The sequence below is a fragment of the Georgenia sp. TF02-10 genome (assembly GCF_022759505.1).
GTDB lineage: Bacteria > Actinomycetota > Actinomycetes > Actinomycetales > Actinomycetaceae > TF02-10.
In genome coordinates this window covers 840388-860048 of record NZ_CP094289.1, presented here as the reverse complement: position 1 = coordinate 860048, position 19661 = coordinate 840388, and the positions used below count along the sequence as shown (strand labels likewise).

At 73.3% G+C, this 19661-nt stretch carries 18 protein-coding genes and 1 pseudogene; 10 read left to right on the top strand and 9 right to left on the bottom strand.

Going from position 1 to position 19661, the window contains the following annotated elements:
• Positions 1-98 precede the first annotated feature (98 nt).
• Positions 99-1208, top strand: a complete 1110-nt coding sequence (gene serC / locus MF406_RS03860) for a phosphoserine transaminase (protein WP_242896685.1) — start codon at positions 99-101, stop codon at positions 1206-1208.
• A 61-nt stretch (positions 1209-1269) separates the two neighbouring features.
• Here serC and MF406_RS03855 read toward each other — a convergent pair whose 3' ends face one another.
• Entirely contained in the window at positions 1270-2487 is a 1218-nt protein-coding gene (locus MF406_RS03855) for an AGE family epimerase/isomerase (protein WP_242897675.1), read from the bottom strand.
• Positions 2488-2695: 208 nt separating this feature from the next.
• Between MF406_RS03855 and manA the strand changes: the two genes are divergently transcribed.
• Both manA and MF406_RS03845 read left to right on the top strand, forming a co-directional pair.
• Complete coding sequence (gene manA / locus MF406_RS03850) at positions 2696-3919, top strand: mannose-6-phosphate isomerase, class I (RefSeq protein ID WP_242896684.1); 1224 nt, start codon at positions 2696-2698, stop codon at positions 3917-3919.
• Between the two features lie 119 nt (positions 3920-4038).
• Positions 4039-4482: a nitroreductase family deazaflavin-dependent oxidoreductase gene (locus tag MF406_RS03845; RefSeq protein ID WP_242896683.1), complete on the top strand. Its 444-nt coding sequence runs from the start codon at positions 4039-4041 to the stop codon at positions 4480-4482.
• A gap of 181 nt (positions 4483-4663) precedes the next feature.
• On the opposite strand, the gene MF406_RS03840 is transcribed toward MF406_RS03845, so the two are convergent.
• From MF406_RS03840 to MF406_RS03825, 4 genes are all read right to left on the bottom strand, one after another.
• Positions 4664-5500: a sulfite exporter TauE/SafE family protein gene (locus MF406_RS03840; protein ID WP_242896682.1), complete on the bottom strand. Its 837-nt coding sequence runs from the start codon at positions 5498-5500 to the stop codon at positions 4664-4666.
• A 151-nt stretch (positions 5501-5651) separates the two neighbouring features.
• Positions 5652-6749 carry a hypothetical protein gene (locus tag MF406_RS03835; protein WP_242896681.1) on the bottom strand — a complete coding sequence of 366 codons (1098 nt, stop codon included), beginning with the start codon at positions 6747-6749 and terminating at the stop codon, positions 5652-5654.
• Positions 6750-6972: 223 nt separating this feature from the next.
• On the bottom strand, positions 6973-7290 hold the full coding sequence (locus MF406_RS18675; protein WP_256463951.1) for an endo alpha-1,4 polygalactosaminidase: 318 nt from the start codon (positions 7288-7290) through the stop codon (positions 6973-6975).
• A gap of 137 nt (positions 7291-7427) precedes the next feature.
• Entirely contained in the window at positions 7428-10310 is a 2883-nt protein-coding gene (locus tag MF406_RS03825) for an FAD-binding and (Fe-S)-binding domain-containing protein (protein ID WP_242896679.1), read from the bottom strand.
• Positions 10311-10524: 214 nt separating this feature from the next.
• Between MF406_RS03825 and MF406_RS03820 the strand changes: the two genes are divergently transcribed.
• The 4 genes from MF406_RS03820 to MF406_RS03805 are packed head-to-tail and all read left to right on the top strand — an operon-like array spanning position 10525 to position 15259.
• Positions 10525-12201: an L-lactate permease gene (locus MF406_RS03820; RefSeq protein ID WP_242896678.1), complete on the top strand. Its 1677-nt coding sequence runs from the start codon at positions 10525-10527 to the stop codon at positions 12199-12201.
• Between the two features lie 42 nt (positions 12202-12243).
• Positions 12244-13077, top strand: a complete 834-nt coding sequence (locus tag MF406_RS03815; protein ID WP_242896676.1) for a (Fe-S)-binding protein — start codon at positions 12244-12246, stop codon at positions 13075-13077.
• 14 nt (positions 13078-13091) lie between these two features.
• On the top strand, positions 13092-14621 hold the full coding sequence (locus tag MF406_RS03810; RefSeq protein ID WP_242897674.1) for a lactate utilization protein B: 1530 nt from the start codon (positions 13092-13094) through the stop codon (positions 14619-14621).
• Entirely contained in the window at positions 14621-15259 is a 639-nt protein-coding gene (locus MF406_RS03805; RefSeq protein ID WP_242896675.1) for a lactate utilization protein C, read from the top strand. Before MF406_RS03810 ends, MF406_RS03805 begins: the two co-directional genes overlap by 1 nt.
• Here MF406_RS03805 and MF406_RS03800 read toward each other — a convergent pair.
• Together MF406_RS03800 and MF406_RS03795 are read right to left on the bottom strand one after the other, a co-directional pair.
• The gene (locus MF406_RS03800; protein WP_242896674.1) at positions 15246-15458 is read right to left on the bottom strand and encodes a hypothetical protein; all 213 of its coding nucleotides are present in this window, start codon (positions 15456-15458) and stop codon (positions 15246-15248) included. The two genes, MF406_RS03805 and MF406_RS03800, sit on opposite strands and share 14 nt — an antisense overlap.
• 574 nt (positions 15459-16032) lie before the next feature.
• The gene (locus MF406_RS03795) at positions 16033-16365 is read right to left on the bottom strand and encodes a hypothetical protein (RefSeq protein ID WP_371744589.1); all 333 of its coding nucleotides are present in this window, start codon (positions 16363-16365) and stop codon (positions 16033-16035) included.
• 188 nt (positions 16366-16553) lie between these two features.
• Here MF406_RS03795 and MF406_RS03790 point away from each other — a divergent pair, with 188 nt between their 5' ends.
• The 3 genes and pseudogenes from MF406_RS03790 to MF406_RS18670 all read left to right on the top strand — a co-directional run.
• The gene (locus tag MF406_RS03790) at positions 16554-16931 is read left to right on the top strand and encodes a hypothetical protein (protein ID WP_242896673.1); all 378 of its coding nucleotides are present in this window, start codon (positions 16554-16556) and stop codon (positions 16929-16931) included.
• Positions 16931-17134, top strand: a complete 204-nt coding sequence (locus MF406_RS03785; RefSeq protein WP_242896672.1) for a hypothetical protein — start codon at positions 16931-16933, stop codon at positions 17132-17134. The genes MF406_RS03790 and MF406_RS03785 overlap by 1 nt, the downstream gene beginning before the upstream one ends.
• Positions 17135-17305: 171 nt before the next feature.
• Positions 17306-17719: pseudogene (locus MF406_RS18670) on the top strand (AGE family epimerase/isomerase); the annotation flags it as partial.
• 117 nt (positions 17720-17836) lie between these two features.
• Here MF406_RS18670 and MF406_RS03775 read toward each other — a convergent pair.
• Positions 17837-19204 (bottom strand): MFS transporter, encoded by a 1368-nt coding sequence (locus tag MF406_RS03775; protein ID WP_242896671.1) that lies wholly within the window; start codon positions 19202-19204, stop codon positions 17837-17839.
• Positions 19201-19656, bottom strand: coding sequence for a MarR family winged helix-turn-helix transcriptional regulator (locus tag MF406_RS03770; RefSeq protein ID WP_242896670.1), 456 nt, complete (start codon positions 19654-19656; stop codon positions 19201-19203). Before MF406_RS03770 ends, MF406_RS03775 begins: the two co-directional genes overlap by 4 nt.
• Positions 19657-19661: the final 5 nt, after the last annotated feature.

Here is a 19661-nt window from a genome sequence, read left to right as displayed (position 1 = left end):
TCCGCCGGACACCACTCCCTGGACGCCGCTCTCCGCCGGACCCCCTCCCCCCGGACGCCGCTCCCCGCCCCCGCCGGAGGATGGAAGGATCGCCCGCCATGGAGACGATCGCGATCCCCCCCGACCTGCTCCCCGCGGACGGCCGGTTCGGCTCCGGGCCCTCCAAGGTCCGCCCCGCCCAGGCGGACCTGCTCGCCGCGCTCGGCACCACGGTGCTCGGCACCTCCCACCGGCAGGCCCCGGTGCGCTCCCTGGTGCACCGGGTCCGCGCTGGGGTCGCCGACCTCCTCGGCGCACCGGCCGGGTACGAGGTGGTCCTCGGCAACGGCGGCACCACCGCGCTGTGGGACGCGCTCGCCTTCTCCGTGGTCCGCGAGCGCGCCCAGCACGCCGCCTTCGGCGAGTTCGGCCAGAAGTTCGCCGCTGCCACCGACCGCGCGCCCTTCCTCCAGCCCTCCGACGTGCGCACCGCCGACCCCGGCGACCTCGCGGTGTGCGCCCCGGCGGAGGGCGTGGACGTCTACGCCTACCCGCACAACGAGACCTCCACCGGCGTCGCCTCCCCGGTCATCCGGGTCGGCACCAGCGAGGCGCTCACGGTCGTGGACGCCACGTCCATCGCCGGGGCCACCCGGGTGGACCTGGCGCGCACCGACGTGTACTACTGCGCCCCGCAGAAGGTCTTCGGCTCTGACGGCGGCCTGTGGCTCGCCGTGGTCTCCCCCGCCGCCCTCACCCGCATCGCCGAGGTCACCGGGAGCCGGTGGGTGCCGGACTTCCTCAACCTCCAGCTCGCGGTGGACAGCTCGCGCAAGGACCAGACGCTCAACACCCCGGCGGTCGCGACGCTGGTGATGCTCGCCGAGCAGCTGGACTGGCTGGCCGAGCAGGGCGGGCTGGCATGGGCGGCGCAGCGCTCCGCGGCCTCGGCGGAGATCCTCTACGGGTGGGCCGAGGCCCGGGGCTTCACGACGCCGTTCGTGGCGGACCCGGCGCACCGCTCCCCCGTGGTGGGCACCGTGGACCTGACGGGCGTCGACGCCGCCGCGGTGGCGGCCCAGCTGCGCGCGAACGGGGTGGTCGACGTCGAGCCGTACCGCAAGCTCGGCCGCAACCAGATCCGGGTCGGCATGTTCCCGGCCGTGGACCCCGCCGACGTCGAGGCGCTCACCGCGTGCGTGGACTACCTGGCGGAGCGGCTGGGCTGACTCGCGGCCAACGTGCGGACGCACGGCCGGCAGGGATCTGGCCGCCAGGCCGGCCGGTCTGTCACCCCTCGGTCAGCGCGCCCCCGGCCAGCGCGGCCGCGATGGTGGGCGCGAGCGGGAGCACCGGGACGAGGGTCGCCTGCACCGCGTGGTACAGGTCGGGCTTGCCGGGCCAGACGGTGCCCGCCGGCCGGTTCTGCGGGTCGAGCTCGTGGTGCCAGGACCCGCGCTCGTGGTCGATGAGGTACCGGTCGGTGTAGGCCCACCACCGGTGGTAGTCCGCGGCGTACCGGTCCTCCCCGGTCACCTGGTGCAGCGCCGCCGCGGTGTTGATGGCCTCGGCGGCCACCCAGTGCATCCTCTTGCGCCCCACCGGCCGGCCGGACCAGTCCGTGGTGTAGACGAACCCGTCCGCGCCGTCGGCGGCCCAGCCGTCCGCCACCGCCCGGTCGTACAGGGCGACGGCGGCCGCGGTCCAGTCCGCGTCGACGTCCCCCCGCGCGCCGAGGTGGAGCAGCAGCCGGGCCCACTCCAGCCCGTGCCCGACCGTCGCACCGTAGGGCTTGAACGGGTCGTCCGGGCGGTCCCGGTTCAGGTCCAGCCGCGGCGCCCAGTCGACGGTGAAGTGCTCCGGGATGCGCCAGTCGTTCTCCTCGGCCCAGTGCACCACCCGCTCGGCGATGCCGCCGGCCCGGGCGGCCCAGTCCCGCTCCCCGGTCGCGTCCGCGGCGGCGAGCAGCGCCTCGACGGCGTGCATGTTGGCGTTGATGCCGCGGTAGTGCGCCAGGCGGTGGAAGGCGCGGTCCGCCTCGTCCGCGTGCAGCCCGACCGACGGCTCGAAGAAGCGGGCGTCCAGGACGTCGAGGGCGTCGGCGAGCAGCTCGGCGGCGCCGTCGAGCTCGGCGACGGCGGCGCTGGCCCCGGCGAGGACGACGAACGCGTGCGGGTAGGCGCTCTTGGTGAAGTCGATGCTACCGTCCGGGTGCACGGCGGTGACCCAGCCGCCGTGGACGTCGTCGTGCAGGGCGCCGCGGAGGGCGGCCAGCGCCCGCTCGCCCACGTCCCGGGAGCCGGGGACGCCGAGGAGGTCGCCGAGGCTGTGGACGTGCACGGCACGGGCGGTCAGCCACGTCTCGATCGGTCGGGTCGGGTCGACGGCGCCGCTCGCGTCCAGCCATCGCGCGCCGCGCTCGTCCGGGACCTGGGGCAGCCCGAACGTGATGAGGCCGCGCCGGTGGTCGGCCAGCCACTGCCGGTGGGCCGGGTCTACCAGCTCCATGGTCACCGCTCTCTCCTCGTGCTCACGTCGTGCGCTGCGACCCTACCGGGCACCGGCCGGCGGCTGCCGGGCGCGCCGAGGTGCCGGCGGCGGGCCGACGGCGCCGGCCGAGCAGGCGGCCCGCCCGGGCAGCCCGGGGGTCGGCCGGGGCGCGCGCGGCCGGCCGTACCATCGCCGAAGGACCGGACCGACCAGCAGAGAGACCGCCGTGCACCGACTGACCGGGATCGTCCGCGACTACGCGTGGGGATCCGTCGACGCGATCCCTGACCTGGTGGGCCTGCCGCTGACCGGTGGGCCGGTGGCCGAGCTGTGGTTCGGGGCCCATCCCAGCGCCCCCGCGCTGCTCGACGGGGCGGCCGGAAACCAGCCCACCACCAACCCCCCCACCGACCTCCGCGCCCACATCGAGGCCGACCCGGTCGGCGCCCTCGGCGCGGACGTGGTCACCCGGTTCGGGCCGCGGCTGCCCTACCTGCTCAAGCTCATCGCGCCGGCCCGGCCGCTCTCCCTGCAGGTCCACCCCAGCCTCGAGCGCGCCGCGGAGCGGTACGCCGCCGAGGACGCCGCCGGCATCCCGCGCACGCACCCCGACCGCAGCTACCGCGACCCCAACCACAAGCCCGAGCTCGTCTTCGCGCTGTCGACCTTCGAGGCCGTCTGCGGCTTCCGCGCCCCGCGCCGCGCCGCCGAGCTCCTCGCCGGCCTGGACGTCGCCGTCGCCGCCGAGCTCCGCAGCCGGCTCCGGGCCAGCCCGACGGCGGCCGGCGTGCGGGCCGCGTTCACCTGGCTGCTGGACCCGGCCACCCGGCCCGGCGCCGCGGCGGTGGCCGAGCTCGCCGCGGGCTGCCGGGCCCGGCTGGCCGACGGCTCGCCGTCGCCGCGGGCGGACGGCACGGTCGCCATGCTCGCCGAGGCCTACCCGGGCGACCCGGGCGTCGTCGCCTCCCTGCTCCTCAACCCCGTCACGCTCCAGCCCGGGGAGGCGCTGTTCGTCCCGGCCGGCGCGGTCCACGCCTACCTCAGCGGCCTCGGTGTGGAAGTGATGGCGTCCTCGGACAACGTCCTGCGGGCGGGCCTGACGGCCAAGCACGTCGACGTCCCGGAGATGCTGGCCTGCGTGGACTACGTCGCCGCGCCGCCGATCCGGGTCGCGCCGGAGACCTTCCACGGCGCCACCCGGGTGTTCTACGCCCCGGTGGACGACTTCGAGCTCTCGGTCACCGACCTGGCCGACGGCGACGGCGGACCCCCGCAGCCGCTGCCCGGCCGGGGGCCGCGGATCCTGCTGTGCCTGGACGGGGAGGTGGCCGTGCGTTCGGCCCGGTCCGCCGAGGTGCTGCGGCGTGGGGACGCGGTGTTCGTCCGGGCCGACGACGGCCCGCTGACCGGGCACGGCCGCGGCCGGCTGGTCCAGGCGGACGTGCCGTGACGCCACACGGGCGAGCGGCGCGTGCGTGCTCTGGCTCCGTGGTCGTTGGCAACGACGCGCTGGCGCCCCGTTCTGGGCCGCTGCCGCACCCCGTCCGTATCGGTGCTTGACTGTCCCCCATGCCGTTGCACGGAGAGTACGAGCCCAGCCCCGACACCCGCGCCCGTGAGCAGGTCGAGCAGTTCGAGGCGTCCGGCGGCGCCGAGGCCAATACCCTGCAGGGCCGTCCCATCATCGTGCTGACCTCGGTCGGCGCCCGGAGCGGGAAGCTGCGCAAGACCCCGCTGATGCGGGTCGAGCACGAGGGTCGCTACGCCGTCGTCGCCTCCATGGGCGGGGCGCCGCAGCACCCGGTCTGGTACTACAACCTCCGCGAGCACCCGCAGGTGGAGCTGCAGGACGGCGCGGAGCGGCGCGACTACGTCACGCACGAGGCGACCGGGGCCGAGCGGGACGAGTGGTGGGCGCGGGCCGTCGAGGCGTACCCGCCCTACGCGGAGTACCAGGAGCGGACGACGCGGCAGATCCCGGTCTTCGTGCTGGAGCCGGCGCCGGCGTCCTGACCCGCCGCTGGGCGCCCGGGTCCTGACCCCGCAGGGCGCCCGGGTCCTGACCCCCCGCCCCGGCACCCGCGTCCTGGCCCGCCGCCCGGCGCTCGGCGCCCGGCGCCCGCATCCTCACCCACCGCCCGACGACCGCCTCGTGACGCGCCCCCCATTGCCCGGGATCCGGAGGTCGATGCCGTCACACCAGGTCCGGCACCGCCTGCACCGCGGTCCAGACGGCGACGAGCGCGAGCAGGACGGCGAACGCCGTCGTCAGGGCCGCCGGGCTCATGCGTCGGGCGAGCCGGGCGCCGACCACGCTGCCGACCATCGAGGCCGCGGCGAAGGCGAGGACGGGTGGCCAGTCCAGGGCGGCCAGGCTGGGTCCGCGGGCGGCGAGCCCGGTCCCAGCGTTGATCACGAGGACGACCATCGAGGTCCCGACGGCGGTCTGCATCGGCAGCCCGAGCACCAGCACCAGGACCGGGACGACGGCGAACCCGCCGCCGACGCCGAAGAACCCGGTGAGCAGGCCGGTCCCGGCCGCGGCGGCCACCAGCAGCAGCACCCGCCGGACAGGGGCGCCGCCCGCTCGGTCGGCCCCACCGCCGGCGGGTGCGGTCGGGCGAGACCCTGCCGGGCGGGTGGAGCTGCCTCGCCGCCGACCCTGAGGGCGTCGGGCCTGGCGCAGCATGAGGACGGCCACGACGGCGAGGAGCAGCGCGAGCAGGCTCATCAGCAGCGCCGGGTCGACCGCCTCCGCGAGGTGGGAGCTGAGGAACGTCCACACCCCGGCCAGGGCACCGAAGGCCAGGCCCCGGGCCCAGCGCACGTGCCCGGCGCGCGCGTGCGTCACGAGCGCGGCGAGCGCGGTCGCGCCGACGATGACGAGGGAGGCGGTGGTCGCCGGGTAGGGCTGGAAGCCGAGCAGGTAGACCAGGACCGGGACGGTGAGGATGCCCCCGCCGGCCCCCAGTGCGCCGACCACCGCGCCGACGCCGAGCCCGATGAGGGCCGACAGCACAGCCGTGGCCACACCTCTCCTCCCGTCGGTGAACCACGACGTTATCGGAGACGGCGATGCCTCCCGCGCTCCGGGAAGGGGGCAGCCGACGCTGCTGAGGTGGTGAGGGGCGCGGGGGCAAGCACGAGGCGGGCGATGCGCTGGATCGCCGGGGGAACTCGGCTCAGGGAACCGACAAGGCCTTCGTCGCCTCGACCCGATCGACGCCGCCGGCCGGATAGACGAAGACGCGGCTGACAGAGTCGAGCGGGGCGTCGAGGATCAGGACCTGGGTGCCTTTGGCTCCGGGTAGCAGGCTGTCCAGTTGGGCGTTGGACAGGTCGACGCCACGGTTGTATAGATCGACACCCTCGTCGGTGTTGGTGTCGACGAGATCGCCCCAGACGTCGATGGCATCCCCGACGCCGTACGTAGTGAGCTGCTCGCCCTCCTCGGTGACGATGTCGACCTCGTACATGTTGATGTCGTCGGTGCCGTTGGTGTTGTCGATCTCGGCGACGAGATAGGTGACGGGGGCACCGCCGACCGTCTGCCGGTACTCCTCGAACTCGGCCACGGCGGGATGGGTCGCCTCGGCGGGGATCTCGATGGTCCCGGTAGCTCCCATGTACTCGAACTCGTACAGCCCGGGGCCGGTGAATTCCTGGCCGGAGATCACTGCGCGGAGACGGTCCGCCGCGGTCTGCGCGTGGGCGGCGATGTCCATCTCGGCATGGGTTGCGCCCTTCATCGTGTAATCGGCGAGCATGAGCAGCGCGGTGTTGTTACCGGTCCTCAGCATCGCGATCGACATGGCGACATCGGTGGCCAGGGCGTCGTCGACGAGTTCCTCTTCGCTCGCAGCAGTCGCGCCCTGCATCTCGAGGAAGATCTGGTCGTCGACCCCGGTGACGGGCTGCAGGTCGGGATCGTAGGTGATGGTGAACTCCACGCCGTCGATGGTCTCGGTCCCGCAGTCGGCCAGGCCCTTCTTGGCGGCCTCGAACGCGTCGGCGATCTCCTCCACTGTGGCGAAGGAGCTCACCTCCATGCTGGCGACGCCGTACAGGCTCTTGCCGTTGTCGAACGTCCCCTCGTAGTCCCGGGACGCCGTCGCAGCGGGCTCCCCGGAAGGATCCTCGATCGCTTCGAGGCAACTTGGTCCCGCGCCCCCGAAGTCCTGCTCGTCCTGCTCGGTTGCCTCGGTGAAGTACTCGCCGAACTCTGTCGGGGCTAGCAAGACCGACTCAACCTGCTCCTCGGTGAGCAGGGACGGCTCCACGGTGGGGTCTGGTTCCGGGGCCGAGGTGGTCGCCGCCGCTACGGGAGTGGCCGACGGGTCCGGCGTACCTTCCGGGCCGTCCGGCCCGCCGCCGCACCCGGCGACGAGGGCGAGCGTGGCCGCACCCGCGGCAAGCCTGACACTGCGACGGACGTTGATCTCCACCAGCCCATGGTCTTCCGTTTCCGGTTGTCGTGGGCCAGAACGGGTGGGCTGGTTCTGATCAGTGGAAGGCGTAGGCGTCGGTGTTGTCGAGCTCGACCCCGTCGAACCCTGCCGCGGCGCGGCGCCGCAGGCGCTCGGCCTCCGATGGGATGAGCACGTCGAGGCGGCTCACGTCGAGCCAGCGCTCGTCCGGCCAGCCGGTGAGGATTGCCCGACGACCTCCGGCGCACGTCGGCCGCGTCCGCGCACCAGGACTCCCGCGAACCCACCGAGACGTGGCACAGGACCCGCGCGCCGCGCCGGTGCAGTACGGCGACGTCGGCGGCCGAGGCGGCGTGCGGTCGACAACGCATATCCCCGCCTCGACGTCGGCCACCAGCCGACCGGTCAGCTGGTCTTGCCACGTCACACCCGGCTCCGGTCAGCATCAGGCCGGACGGTCCGGGGCGGGCGCCGCGCCCGCGCATCCGCCAGCGAGGCGAGGAGGAGGGCGGCGACGGCGGCGCCCCGCCCTCAGCGCGTCACCTCCTCCAGGAGCTCCAGGACGTGCCGGTAGGGGCGTCCGGTCGCCGCGGTCATCCCCATCTCGCAGGTGCGGTTGCACGAGGCGTACCCGGTGAACGGCCCGTCCGTCGCCTCGCGGGCGGCGACCTCGGCGGCCTCCGTCTCCGTCGCGCCGGCCGTGAGTTCCGGGTGCAGCATCCCGCGGTCGCCCGCGGTGCCGCAGCAGCCCCACGCCACCGGCACGGTCACCTTCGCCGCCACCGCCCCGGCGACCGCCTCGAGGTCGCCGACCATGCCGAGGTGCACGGCCGAGCAGGTGGGGTGGACGGCGAGGGTGGGCAGCTGGCGGGCGGGGTCGACGTCGAGGCGCGGCAGGAGCTGCTCGCGGGTGAAGGTGACGGCGTCGACGACGGTGAGCCGGGACCACTGCTCGGCCAGCGTCCCGGAGAGCTTGCCGGCGAGACCCTCGAGCCCGTGGGTGCAGCTTGACGCGTCGCACACTACGGGCAGCCGGCCGGCATCGGTCAGCTCCCACACGGCCTGGGCCGTGCGGCGGGCCATGGCCTCCGCGCCGTCCTTGAGCCCCTTGGACTCCCAGACCGTCGTGCAGCACAGCCCGTCGATGCCGTCGGGGACGGCGACCCGCACGCCGGCGCGCTCACAGAGCCGGAGGAAGGCCTGCGTCGCTCCCTGGCCCTCGCCCTCGGCGGCGAACAGCGAGCCGATGCAGGCGGGGAAGAAGACCGCGTCCGCCGGTCCGGCGGGACGCGGCGCGGCCTTGGCCGCGCCGGAGCGGGATGCGCCGCCGCCGGGCAGGTCACCCACCTCGGGGATCCAGTCCCGCAGCGTCTCCCCGGCCAGGCGCCGCACGGCCCCGGTCGTGGCCCGCAGCGCGGGGGCGGGCACGTGCGAGGCCACGTTGACTGCCTGACGCAGGACGGCGGTCGTGGGCCCCCAGCCGGCCGCGAGCGCCCGGCCCACCGCCTGCACCGGGGCGGGCCGGGCCTCGGCCCGGAAGGACTTCATCACCTTGCCGGTGTCGATGCTCACCGGGCACGCGACGCGGCACAGCGAGTCCGCCGCACAGGTGTGCACCGCCTGGTAGGGGTAGGCGTCCTCCAGCGCGGCACGCCGCTCAGGGTCTGCGATCGCCATCTCGCGCAAGAGCGTGATCCGCTGACGCGGCGTCGTCGTCGTGTTGCGCGAGGGGCACACCGGCTCGCAGTAGCCGCACTCGACGCACCGGTCGAGCTCGGGGTGCACGGCCGGGACGGTCTTGAGGTGCGTGAGGTGGGCGTGGGGGTCGTCGTCGATGACGACGCCCGGGTTGAGCACCCCGGCCGGGTCGCACAGCGCCTTGACCTCGGCCATGACAGCGTAGAGCTCGTCGCCGAACTGCCGGCGGACGTAGGGCGCCATGATCCGGCCCGTCCCGTGCTCGGCCTTCAGCGACCCGTCGGCGTCGAGGATGAGCTCGACGAGGTCCTCCGTGAAGGCGGCGTAGCCGTCGAGCTCCGCGGGCACGTCCAGGTGCGGGTTGATCATGAAGTGGAGGTTCGCGTCCCGGGCGTGGCCGAAGGTGACCGCGTCGTCGTACCCGTACCGGTCCAGCAGCACCCCCAGGCGGCGTACCGTCTCGGTGAGGGCCGGCGGGGGGACGACGATGTCCTCCAGCAGCGCCGTCGTGCCCGCGGGCCGGGCACCGGCGACGGCTGCGTACAACGACTTGCGCACGGCCCACATCCGCCCGCGCGCGGCCGGGTCCGTGGACAGCGCGGCCGGCGCCGAGAGGTCGAGCCGCTCCAGGAGCGGGCTCATCCGGGCTCGTGCGTCGGCGAGTCCCTCGGCCGTGGTGTCCTGGACCTCCACGAGCAGCGCGGTGTGGTCGGTGATGGTGATCGTCCGCATGAGCTCGTCCGCGTTGGCGTCGCGCTGCGCCACGCGCAGCGAGGACGAGTCCATGAGCTCGATCGCCACCGCACCTGCCGCGCTGAGGGGAGCGATGGCGTCGGTGGCCCGGTCGATGGAGCCGAACACGCACAGCGCGGTCGCGGCGTGCGGCAGGGCGGGGACGGTCCGCAGCGTCACCTCGGCGACGTAGGCCAGCGTGCCCTCGGAGCCCACGCACAGGCGGGCGAGGATCTTCGCCGGGTCGTCGTGGTCGAGGAAGGCGTTGATCCCATACCCCATGGTGTTCTTCATCGAGAACTGGTGCTCGACGACCCCGCGCAGCCGCGCGTCGCCGCGTACCCGGTCCCGCAGGCGCGCGAGGCCGGCGTGGAGCTCGGGCTCCCGCGCCCGCAGGACGGCGTCGGCGTCGGGGCGTGCCGTGTCGAGCGTGGTGCCCGAGGGCAGGACGAGCACCATGGACTCGAGCGTGCGGTAGGCCGTCGCCGACGTGCCGGACGTCATGCCCGAGGAGTTGTTGGCCACCACCCCGCCGATGGTGCAGGCGCTCTCGCTGGCCGGGTCCGGCCCCAGGCGCCGGCCGTACGGGGCGAGCGTGGCGTTGACCCGCCGCAGCACCGCACCCGGCTGGCACCGGACACGGGCGCCGCCGTCGAGGACCTCGACGTCGGCGAGGTGCCGGCGCACGTCGATGAGCACGCCGTCGCTGGACGCCTGCCCGGACAGCGACGTGCCGCCCGCCCGGAACGTCACCGGGGCGCGCGCCGCGCTGGCCGCGGCGAGGACCGAGGCCACCTGCGCCGTCGACGTTGCCGTGACCACAGCTCGCGGGTAGAGGCGGTAGTGCGAGGCGTCGTGCGCGAGGCGCGCCCGGTCGATCTCCGCCGTGCTCAGTGCGTCCGGGCCGGCAGCTGTCGCCAGCGCCGCCAGATCGGCCTGCGGCCGCGGCTGGCGGCCGCGGGCCGCCTTCGTTGTCGTCGTCATCTCGAGCTCACTATCGCGATCGGGACGGCCGTGTGCCCGGCGCCTCCACACAAGAAGGATGCCACCGGCGGGGAGATACGCGCAGCGATTGGCGGAATCTCATGCCCGAAAGCACTGTGCGATCCGCCGCTGACCGGCACCATGGTGGCCACGCACCGTGGTGGCCGCCGTGGCTCGTCGCGGGGAGCCATCCACTGCTGCACGGAGAGCGCCGATGATGTCCTCACCCGTCCTGACTCAGACCTTCACCGCCCAGACCGACGCAGTGGGCGGCAGCCTGCTGACGTCCGCCCTCGTGGGGCTGCTGCCCCTGCTGACCTTCTTCGTCCTGCTCGGCGTGGTCAAGGTCAAGGCCCACGTCGCCGCGCTGGGATCCCTGGCGGTCGCGCTTCTCGTCGCCGTCCTCGCGTTCGGGATGCCCGCCCAGCTGGCCCTCCTGTCCGCCACCCAGGGCGCCGTGTTCGGCCTGTTCCCCATCCTGTGGATCGTCATCACGGCGATCTGGCTCTACCAGCTCACCGTCATCAGCGGCCGCGGGGAGGACGTGCGGGCCGTGTTCAGCGCCGTCGGCCGCGGTGACATGCGGGTCCAGGCCATGCTCATCGCCTTCTGCTTCGGTGGCCTCCTCGAGGCCCTCGCCGGCTTCGGTGCCCCGGTGGCCATCACCGGTGCGATGCTCGTCTCGCTCGGCCTGCCACCGCTGCGCGCGGCCGTCGTCGTCCTCGTGGCCAACACCGCGCCGGTGGCGTTCGGCGCCATGGCGATCCCGATCACCACGGCCGGCAACCTCACCGGCATCCCGGCCACGGACATCGCCGCGATCGTCGGCCACCAGACCCCGCTGCTCGCGGCGTGGATCCCGCTGCTCCTGCTCTTCCTCGTCGACGGCGTCCGCGGCGTCCGTCAGGTCTGGCCGGTCGCGCTCGTCACCGGCGGTGCCTTCGCGGTGCTGCAGTGGTGGGCCTCGAACCACTTCTCCTACGAGCTCACCGACGTCGTCGCCGCCCTGGGCGGGTTCGCCGCCGCCGTGGCCCTGCTGGCCGTCTGGCACCCCAAGACCCCGCCGGAGGTGCGGTCGAAGACCGAGAAGCGGCGCCGCTCGCTGACGACCGGTCGGGTGACCCTCGCGCTCATGCCGTACTGGCTCGTCGTCGTCATCTTCGGTATCGGCAAGCTGTGGCGCTGGGGCGTCGACGTGCCGGCCGCACTCGCCTCCACCGACATCACCATCCAGTGGCCCGGCCTCTACGGGAACCTGCTCACCCCCGACGGCGAGCCGTCGACGAGCGCGGTGTACACCTTCACGTGGCTCTCCTCGCCGGGCACCATGCTGCTCATCACCGGCCTCATCGTCACGGTCGTCTACGCCCTGGCACGTGAGCGTGACCTGCCGCCGATGAGCGTCGGGCGCGGTGTCGGCCAGCTGTTCCGGACCATCGCAGACCTGCGCTGGCCCATCCTCACGATCTCCAGCATCCTCTCGCTCAGCTACGTCATGAACCAGTCCGGGCAGACGATCAGCATCGGGGCGTGGCTCGCCGCCACCGGCAGCTTCTTCGCGTTCCTCTCGCCCATCCTCGGCTGGCTCGGCACCGCCGTGACCGGCTCGGACACCTCGGCCAACGCCCTGTTCGCGAAGCTGCAGCAGACGGCCGGACAGTCCGCGGGCATCAACCCGGACCTGCTCGTCGCCGCCAATACCTCCGGTGGGGTGGTCGGCAAGCTCATCAGCCCGCAGAACCTCACGATCGCCGCCACGGCCATCGGGGAGCCGGGGTCGGAGTCGGTGCTCTTGCGAAAGGTCATCGGCTACTCGCTAGGGATGCTGCTCCTGCTGTGCATCCTCGTGTACCTCCAGTCCACACCGGTCCTCGGCTGGATGGTGGGCTGAGGGCTATGGTGACGACCTCGGTGCCCCGGAAGGGAGACTGACGTGCGGATCGCGATCTTTCCTACGTGTCTCGATGATGCGATGTTCCCGCAGGCTCCGGCGGCGACGGTGCGTCTGCTTGAGCGGTTAGGGCATGAGCTGGTGTTCCCGCGCGGGCAGGCGTGTTGCGGGCAGATGCATGTGAACACCGGTTATTACGACAAGGCGGTGCCGGTGATCCGTAACCATGTGCGGGCGTTCGAGCCGGTGCTCGCGGGTGAGTGGGACGCGGTGGTGGCGCCGTCGGGTTCGTGCGTGGGGTCGGTGCGTCAACAGCAGGCGATGGTCGCCGAGCGGGAGGGGGATCCTGCCCTGGCCCGCACCGCCGCGGCGGTGGCCGAGCGGACGTACGAGCTGTCCGAGCTGCTCATCGACGTCCTGGGGGTGACCGACGTGGGGGCGTGGTTCCCGCACCGAGTTACATATCACCCCACCTGCCACTCGCTGCGGCTGCTCAAGGTCGGGGACCGGCCCTTGCGGCTGCTGCGGGCGGTGGGCGGGATCGACCTGGTGGCGTTGCCGGAGGCGGATCAGTGCTGCGGGTTCGGAGGGACGTTCTCGTTGAAGAACTCGGCGACGTCGGTGGCGATGGTGGCGGACAAGGCGCGGCACGTCGTTAGCACGGGCGCGGAGGTGGTCACGGCCGGGGACTACTCGTGCCTGATGAACATCGGTGGCCGGCTCTCGCGGGAAGGCACGGGGGTGCGGACGGTTCACCTCGCCGAGATCCTCGCGGCCACCGTGGACGAGCCGTGGCAGGCGCCGGACGGTCCGGCGGTTCGTGGTGACGGGGTGGGTGCCCCCGTTGGTGAGCCGATTCCTGGAGGCGGACGGTGACGACGTTCTTGGGTATGCCGGCGCCGTTGCCGCCGAAGAGCCCTGAGGACCCGTTGCGGTGGGGGCCCTCGTTCCCCGCCGCGGCGCGCGAGACCCTGACGAACGGGCAGCTGCGGGCCAACCTCGCTCATGCCACCCGCACCATTCGCGACAAGCGGCTGCGGGTGACCGGTGAGCTGGGGGACTGGGAGGCGCTGCGTGAGGCCGGGGCGGCGATCAAGGCCGATGCGATGGCCCGGTTGCCGGAGCTGCTGGTGGAGCTGGAGGAGAAGGTCACCGCCCGTGGTGGGGTGGTGCACTGGGCGCGGGACGCGCACGAGGCCAACCAGATCGTCACCGAGCTCGTGCAGGCCACCGGTGAGCGTGAGGTGGTCAAGGTCAAGTCGATGGCGACTCAGGAGATCGGCCTGAACGAGCACCTGGAGTCCCAGGGCATCACCGCCACCGAGACCGACCTGGCCGAGCTCATCGTCCAGCTCGCCGGGGATCAGCCCTCCCACATCCTCGTGCCCGCCATCCACCGCAACCGCAGCGAGATCCGGGAGATCTTCCGTGAGCGCATGGGGCAGGTGCCCGCTGAGCTGACCGACGAACCGCGGGTGCTGGCCATGGCCGCCCGGGCTTACCTGCGTGAGCGGTTCCTCGCGGCGAAGGTCGCGATCTCCGGGGCGAACCTCGCGATCGCGCAGACCGGTACGGTCGCGGTCTTCGAGTCCGAGGGCAACGGCCGGATGTGCCTGACGCTGCCGCAGACGCTGATCACGGTGATGGGCATCGAGAAGGTCCTGCCGACGTTCCGGGACCTGGAGGTCTTCACCCAGCTCCTGCCGCGTTCGTCGACCGGTGAGCGGATGAACCCCTACACCTCGATGTGGACGGGCGTCACGCCCGGGGACGGGCCCCAGGCCTTCCATCTCGTCCTGCTGGACAACGGGCGAACCAAGGCCCTGGCGGACGACGTGGGCCGTCAGGCGCTGCACTGCATCCGCTGCTCGGCGTGCCTGAACGTCTGCCCGGTCTACGAGCGCACCGGCGGGCACGCCTACGGGTCGGTCTACCCCGGCCCGATCGGCGCGATCCTGACCCCGCTGCTGCGCGGGACGGGGACCGGCGAGCTCGACCCGAACGACCCCAGCGCCTCCTTGCCGTTCGCGTCCTCGCTGTGCGGGGCGTGCTACGAGGCCTGCCCGGTCAAGATCGACATCCCCACCGTGCTCGTCCACCTTCGGGAACGAGTCAACTCCGCCCAACGCCGCCGCGGGCCGACGGCGTGGGGACTGGCGATGAGCGCGGCCGGCGCCGCGATGTCCAACGGGCACGTCTTCGGCGCGGGGGAACGCGCAGCCCGCGTGCTGCGCCCCCTGGCCCGCGACGGCCAGATCACCTCCCTGCCCGGCGCCGGAGCCTGGACCGACGGTCGCGACCTGCCCCAGCCACCGCGCGAGACCTTCCGCCAGTGGTGGGACCGCACCCACACCACCCCCACCGGCGCCGGACCCGCCGACGCCAGCCACGCCGGCCCTGCCCGCACCGAGGAGGCGTGATGGGGGCACGAGAGGCCATCCTCGCCCGGATCCGCGACGCCAACGGCCGCGCGTCAGCCACCCCCGTGACCATCCCACGGGAGTACGACACCGACGCTCCCGCTCCCCCGGGCTCACCGCAGGTCGTGGCCACCTTCGTCGACCGCCTCGAGGACTACCGCGCCCGCGTCCACCACTGCGACGACGACGGCGTGGGCGGCGTCCTGGCCGGCCTGCTCACCGACGCCGGAACGGTCGTGGTCCCACCCGGCCTGCCGACGCCCTGGCACGAGGCGGTCGCCGCGACCGGGACGCAGGTACGCACCGACAACCCACCCCTGTCCAACGACGAGCTCGACACCGCCGGCGCCGTCCTGACCGCCGCCCGCCTCGGGATCGCCGTCTCCGGGGTCATCGTCCTGGACGGTGAACCGGACCAGGGACGGCGGGCCATCAGCCTTGTGCCCGACCACCACGTCTGCGTCATCCGCCGCGACCAGGTCCTGGCCACCGTCCCCCAGGCCGTCACCGACCTCGCCGAGCACCCCACCCGCCCCCTGACCTGGATCGCCGGCCCCTCAGCCACCAGCGACATCGAACTCGTCCGCGTCGAAGGCGTCCACGGCCCCCACACCCTCGACGTCATCATCGTCGGCTGACCCGGAGCCACATCGGCGCGGCGCGGGAGCGGTGCGGGACACTGGCCCGGGGCGCCTCGAGAACCACGGACGCCTTGATGCCGTGCTCGGTGGTGTCCGGCGGCGTGTACGCCTCGTCGGTGCCGAGCTCCTCGGCAGCACGAGCTTCTCCAGGGTCGGCGTCGACGCCGATCACCGTGCCCGTTGCCCAGCGCGCCACCGGTGAGCACGGCGCAGCTGAGCACCGCGGCGATCTCGGGCGGGATGTCGTCGCCGACGGCGACGAGCGACTGCCGGTTGAGCACGGCTTGAGTGGCGAACGCGGAGAAGCCGGCCTGGCGCAGATGTCCTGGCCGTCGCGGCGCAGGCGCCACTGCTCGCTGACGAGGTGACCGGCGTTGTTCGCGCCGGTGCGGGGTGCACGGGAACGGGGGTGACGCGTCGCGCCGGCCCGGCATCGACGGGGGCCGGAAATGCGCGGGGCCGGCCCGGCGTCGGGGGGTCGCCGGGCCGGCGCTCTGGCGCACCGGGCTGGTCCCACCGGCACGTCTCCGATCCCACCGGATCAGGCGGTCCCGTGTCGCCCTGGCACCGGACGATAAGGGGATGAATACGGAGGATGAAGGTGAGCTGGCGAGGCGTCGGCCTCACCCTCTCCCCCGCCGCGGCGGCGGTCCACCCGGACGGCCGCGGGTCGAGGCACCACGTGGAGCCCGATGACACCGCGGTGACGGGGCTCGCGCAACCGCCACGGCGCCGGGGTCATCCGGGGCGGGTCAGGCGGGCCGCCCCGCTTACGCCGTCTGGCTGCCCTGCTCGGCCTCGGTCCCGCCCAGGGTGGCCCGGACGAGGTCGCGCTCGGCCCGCTCGGCCCGGCGGGCGCTCGCCCGGCGGGCGTTCCGCTCCGCGGGCCCGTCCAGGAGCAGGTGCGGGCGGTGCAGCAGGGAGTAGTGCACCTCCACGTGCCAGGACCGCTTGACCCAGACCGCGGCGGCCGCGGCCACGAGCACCGAGGCGATCGCCCCCACGCCCACCGACCAGCGCGGCCCGAACTGCTCGGCGACCCAGCCCACCAGCGGCGAGCCGATGGGCGTGGTGCCCATGAACACCATCATGTACAGGCTCATCACCCGCCCCCGCATGGCCGGCTCGGTCGAGGTTCCCCCCGGACCCGCGCGCACGATGGCGGCCCCGCTGCCCAACACGTTCAGTGATCAGCGGCTCGTTGTTCGTCGGCATCTGGCCGGACGCCGATCGGCCTCCAAATGCAGTGCTCCATCCCGGCCGTGTCAGGGCCTCCTGAGAGGATGCGCTCGTGACCTCGAACCTGCCCGAGTCGGTCCAGTGGGTCGCGGCTCTCGCGCCCGTTGGCACCCTGACGATCGCCGCGTTGGCCGCGGCCGTTGGATGGCGGACGCTGCGCCAGCGGCGGGAGGCTGACGCGCGCACCCACTGGTGGGACCGGACCAGGTGGGCGATCGAGCAGGTGGAGGCCGGCGGCCTGACCTCCTCGACGGTCGGCGTCCGGGTGCTCCGGGTCCAGGCTGACAGCGCGCTCGCCGGCGCCGAGGAGAACAAGGTGATCGAGGCGGTCTGGGAACCGATCGTCGGACCCGACGAACTCGGTATCCCCGACGACGCCGAGGCGGCGCTGCGGTACCTTGTAGAGGACGAGAGTGGGGAGGGAAAGTGATGTCGAGCGCTAGCGTCAGGCACCGCGCCTCCGCCCCGGAGCGCCACCGCACGGTCGCCGAGCGGATCGCGACGTCGGACTCCAACGTGGTGCATGTGACGAGCCTTGAGGTCGAGGCGGCAAAGCTGCGCCTGGTGACCGATCGCAAGCAGGGGCGGGAGTCGCCCTTGTGGGTCCGCAAGCTCGCCGCGGCCAAGGACTAAGGCGCCAGTACCTGCACGGGAGAGCACGACAGAGTTGCCCCGGCCGGATAACGCCCTCGGGGGGCGCATGGCCCGGGAGAACGACTGGCGGATCCCGGAGCACTTCGACTCAGACTGGACCCTGACCTCGAGCACCACCGCGACCAGCCCGCCCAAAGCTCCGGCCGCACGTTGCCACCGTGGGCCACGGCCTGGAGTGGACACGACTGCTCATCGCCGTCAACTCGTCCCTCGGTTCCAAGGCACCGCAGGGCGCGGCCGAGGCAGGGGTCGCGCTCTTCGACCGGGCGGTGGCGGGAAGGCTGGGCCGTCGCCGGTACCGACGGGTTCGTGTACACGACGAACTGGGCGGGACGCGCGGTGGTGCGGGCGGCCCGGATGCACTGGGTTCTCGCGGAGGCCATCCGTACCGTGACCGTCCTGCACCGCGTCACCGGTCATGAGCGCTACGCGGAGGACGTTACTCGGTGATGGTCCTAGGCCGATCGCTACCTGGTCGACCACGAGCTCGGGTCCTGGCGCCACGAGCTTGACGAGACCAACGTGCCTTCTAACCGGAGCTGGCCCGGCAAGCCGGACGCCTACCACGCCTTTCAGACGGCGCTATCCGGGACGTTCCTCTCGGCGCTCGCACTGCGCTCCGCTAGGCCCAATGCGGTCAGCCCCGGAATGCCCGACGCGGCGGTCAGAGGGGGCCTCCGCTTACGCGGTCTGGCTCCCCTGCTCGGCCTCGGTGCCGCCCAGGGTGGCCCGGACGAGGTCGCGCTCGGCCCGCTCGGCCCGGCGGGCGCTCGCCCGGCGGGCGTTCCGCTCCGCGGGCCCGTCCAGGAGCAGGTGCGGGCGGTGCAGCAGGGAGTAGTGCACCTCCACGTGCCAGGACCGCTTGACCCAGACCGCGGCGGCCGCGGCCACGAGCACCGAGGCGATCGCCCCCACGCCCACCGACCAGCGCGGCCCGAACTGCTCGGCGACCCAGCCCACCAGCGGCGAGCCGATGGGCGTGGTGCCCATGAACACCATCATGTACAGGCTCATCACCCGCCCCCGCATGGCCGGCTCGGTCGACATCTGCACGGTGGCGTTGGCCGCCGTCATCATGGTCAGCGACGTCAGCCCCACCGGGATGGTCATCAGGGCGTAGAGCTCGTAGGTCGGCATGAGTGCCTGCACGCCCATGGCGACGCCGAAGGCGAACGCCGCCCCGATCACCAGCCGGACCCGCGGGCGCCGGCGCCGGGCGGCGAGGAGCGCCCCGGCCACGGACCCGATGGCCATGATCGAGCCGAGGATGCCGTACTCCCCCGCCCCCTTGCCGAAGGCCTCCCGGGCCATCACCGCGGAGGTGAGCTGGAAGTTCAGGCCCAGCGCACCGACCACGCCGATGACCACGAGGATGACGACGATGTCGGAGCGGCGGCGTACGTACGCCAGCCCCTCGCGCACCTGCCCCTTGCCGCGCGGGCTGTGCGGCAGCGGGTGCAGCTCGCTGCCGCGCATCAGGGTCAGGGACAGGATCGTCGCCGCGAAGGAGACGGCGTTGATGATGAACACCCAGCCCGGCCCGACGGCGGCGATCGCCAGCCCGGCGACGGCGGGGCCGATGAGCCGGGCCACGTTGAACGACGTCGAGTTCAGCCCGACGGCGTTGGGCAGGGAGTCCGCCGGCACCATCTCGGCGACGAACGTCTGCCGCGCCGGGTTGTCCAGCGCGGTGACGACGCCGAGGAGCAGCGCGAAGACGTACACGTGCCACAGCTCGGCCACGCCGGCGAGCACCAGGACACCGAGGCCGGCGGCGAGGGCGCCGAGCGCCGCCTGGGTGCCGATGAGCAGCTTGCGCAGCGGCAGCCGGTCGGCGAGGAGCCCGGCGTAGGGGCTGATCAGCAGGATGGGCAGGAACTGCAGGCCGGTGACGATGCCGACGGCGAGGCCCGAGTCGTCCGACAGGTGGGTCAGGACGAGCCAGTCCTGGGCGACGCGCTGCATCCAGGTGCCGACGTTGGCGACGAGGGCACCGACGAACCAGAGCCGGTAGTTGAAGAAGCGCAGGGAGTAGAAGGTCCGGTTCACTGCTCCACCATCCGGCGCATGATCCGGGCGGCCTCGGCGAGCGTCTCCCGCTCGGCCGGGGTGAGCTTGGCCAGCCGCTTGTCCAGCCAGGCGTTGCGACGGCGCTTGACCTCCTTGACCAGCTGCCGGCCGGCGTCGCTGGCGGCGACGACGACCTGCCGCTTGTCCTCGGGGTTGCTGGTCCGGGTGACGTAGCCGCGCTCCTCCAGGGCCGCGACGGTGCGGGTCATCGAGGGGCGCTGGACCTTGTCGTGCTCGGCGAGCTGCCCGGGGCTCATCGGGCCCAGGTTGACGAGGGCCGCGAGCACGGAGTGCTGCGCCTCGCTCAGCTCGTACCCGGGGTCGGTACGCAGGCAGCGGGACATGCGCAGGACGGCCACGCGCAGGTTGGTGGCGAGGTCGGTGCGCTTCTCGGTACGGGGCGGGGCGGTGGTGGTGGCGGTGTCAGTCATACGGG

Bases quoted from the DNA above. Each gene is read 5' to 3' on its own strand.
- serC (WP_242896685.1), top strand. From the start codon at position 99: ATGGAGACGATCGCGATCCCCCCCGACCTGCTCCCCGCGGACGGCCGG.
- MF406_RS03855 (WP_242897675.1), bottom strand. From the start codon at position 2,487: ATGGAGCTGGTAGACCCGGCCCACCGGCAGTGGCTGGCCGACCACCGG.
- MF406_RS03845 (WP_242896683.1), top strand. From the start codon at position 4,039: ATGCCGTTGCACGGAGAGTACGAGCCCAGCCCCGACACCCGCGCCCGT.
- MF406_RS03825 (WP_242896679.1), bottom strand. From the start codon at position 10,310: ATGACGACGACAACGAAGGCGGCCCGCGGCCGCCAGCCGCGGCCGCAG.
- MF406_RS03820 (WP_242896678.1), top strand. From the start codon at position 10,525: ATGATGTCCTCACCCGTCCTGACTCAGACCTTCACCGCCCAGACCGAC.
- MF406_RS03810 (WP_242897674.1), top strand. From the start codon at position 13,092: ATGCCGGCGCCGTTGCCGCCGAAGAGCCCTGAGGACCCGTTGCGGTGG.
- MF406_RS03805 (WP_242896675.1), top strand. From the start codon at position 14,621: ATGGGGGCACGAGAGGCCATCCTCGCCCGGATCCGCGACGCCAACGGC.
- MF406_RS03795 (WP_371744589.1), bottom strand. From the start codon at position 16,365: ATGAGCCTGTACATGATGGTGTTCATGGGCACCACGCCCATCGGCTCG.
- MF406_RS03785 (WP_242896672.1), top strand. From the start codon at position 16,931: ATGTCGAGCGCTAGCGTCAGGCACCGCGCCTCCGCCCCGGAGCGCCAC.
- MF406_RS03770 (WP_242896670.1), bottom strand. From the start codon at position 19,656: ATGACTGACACCGCCACCACCACCGCCCCGCCCCGTACCGAGAAGCGC.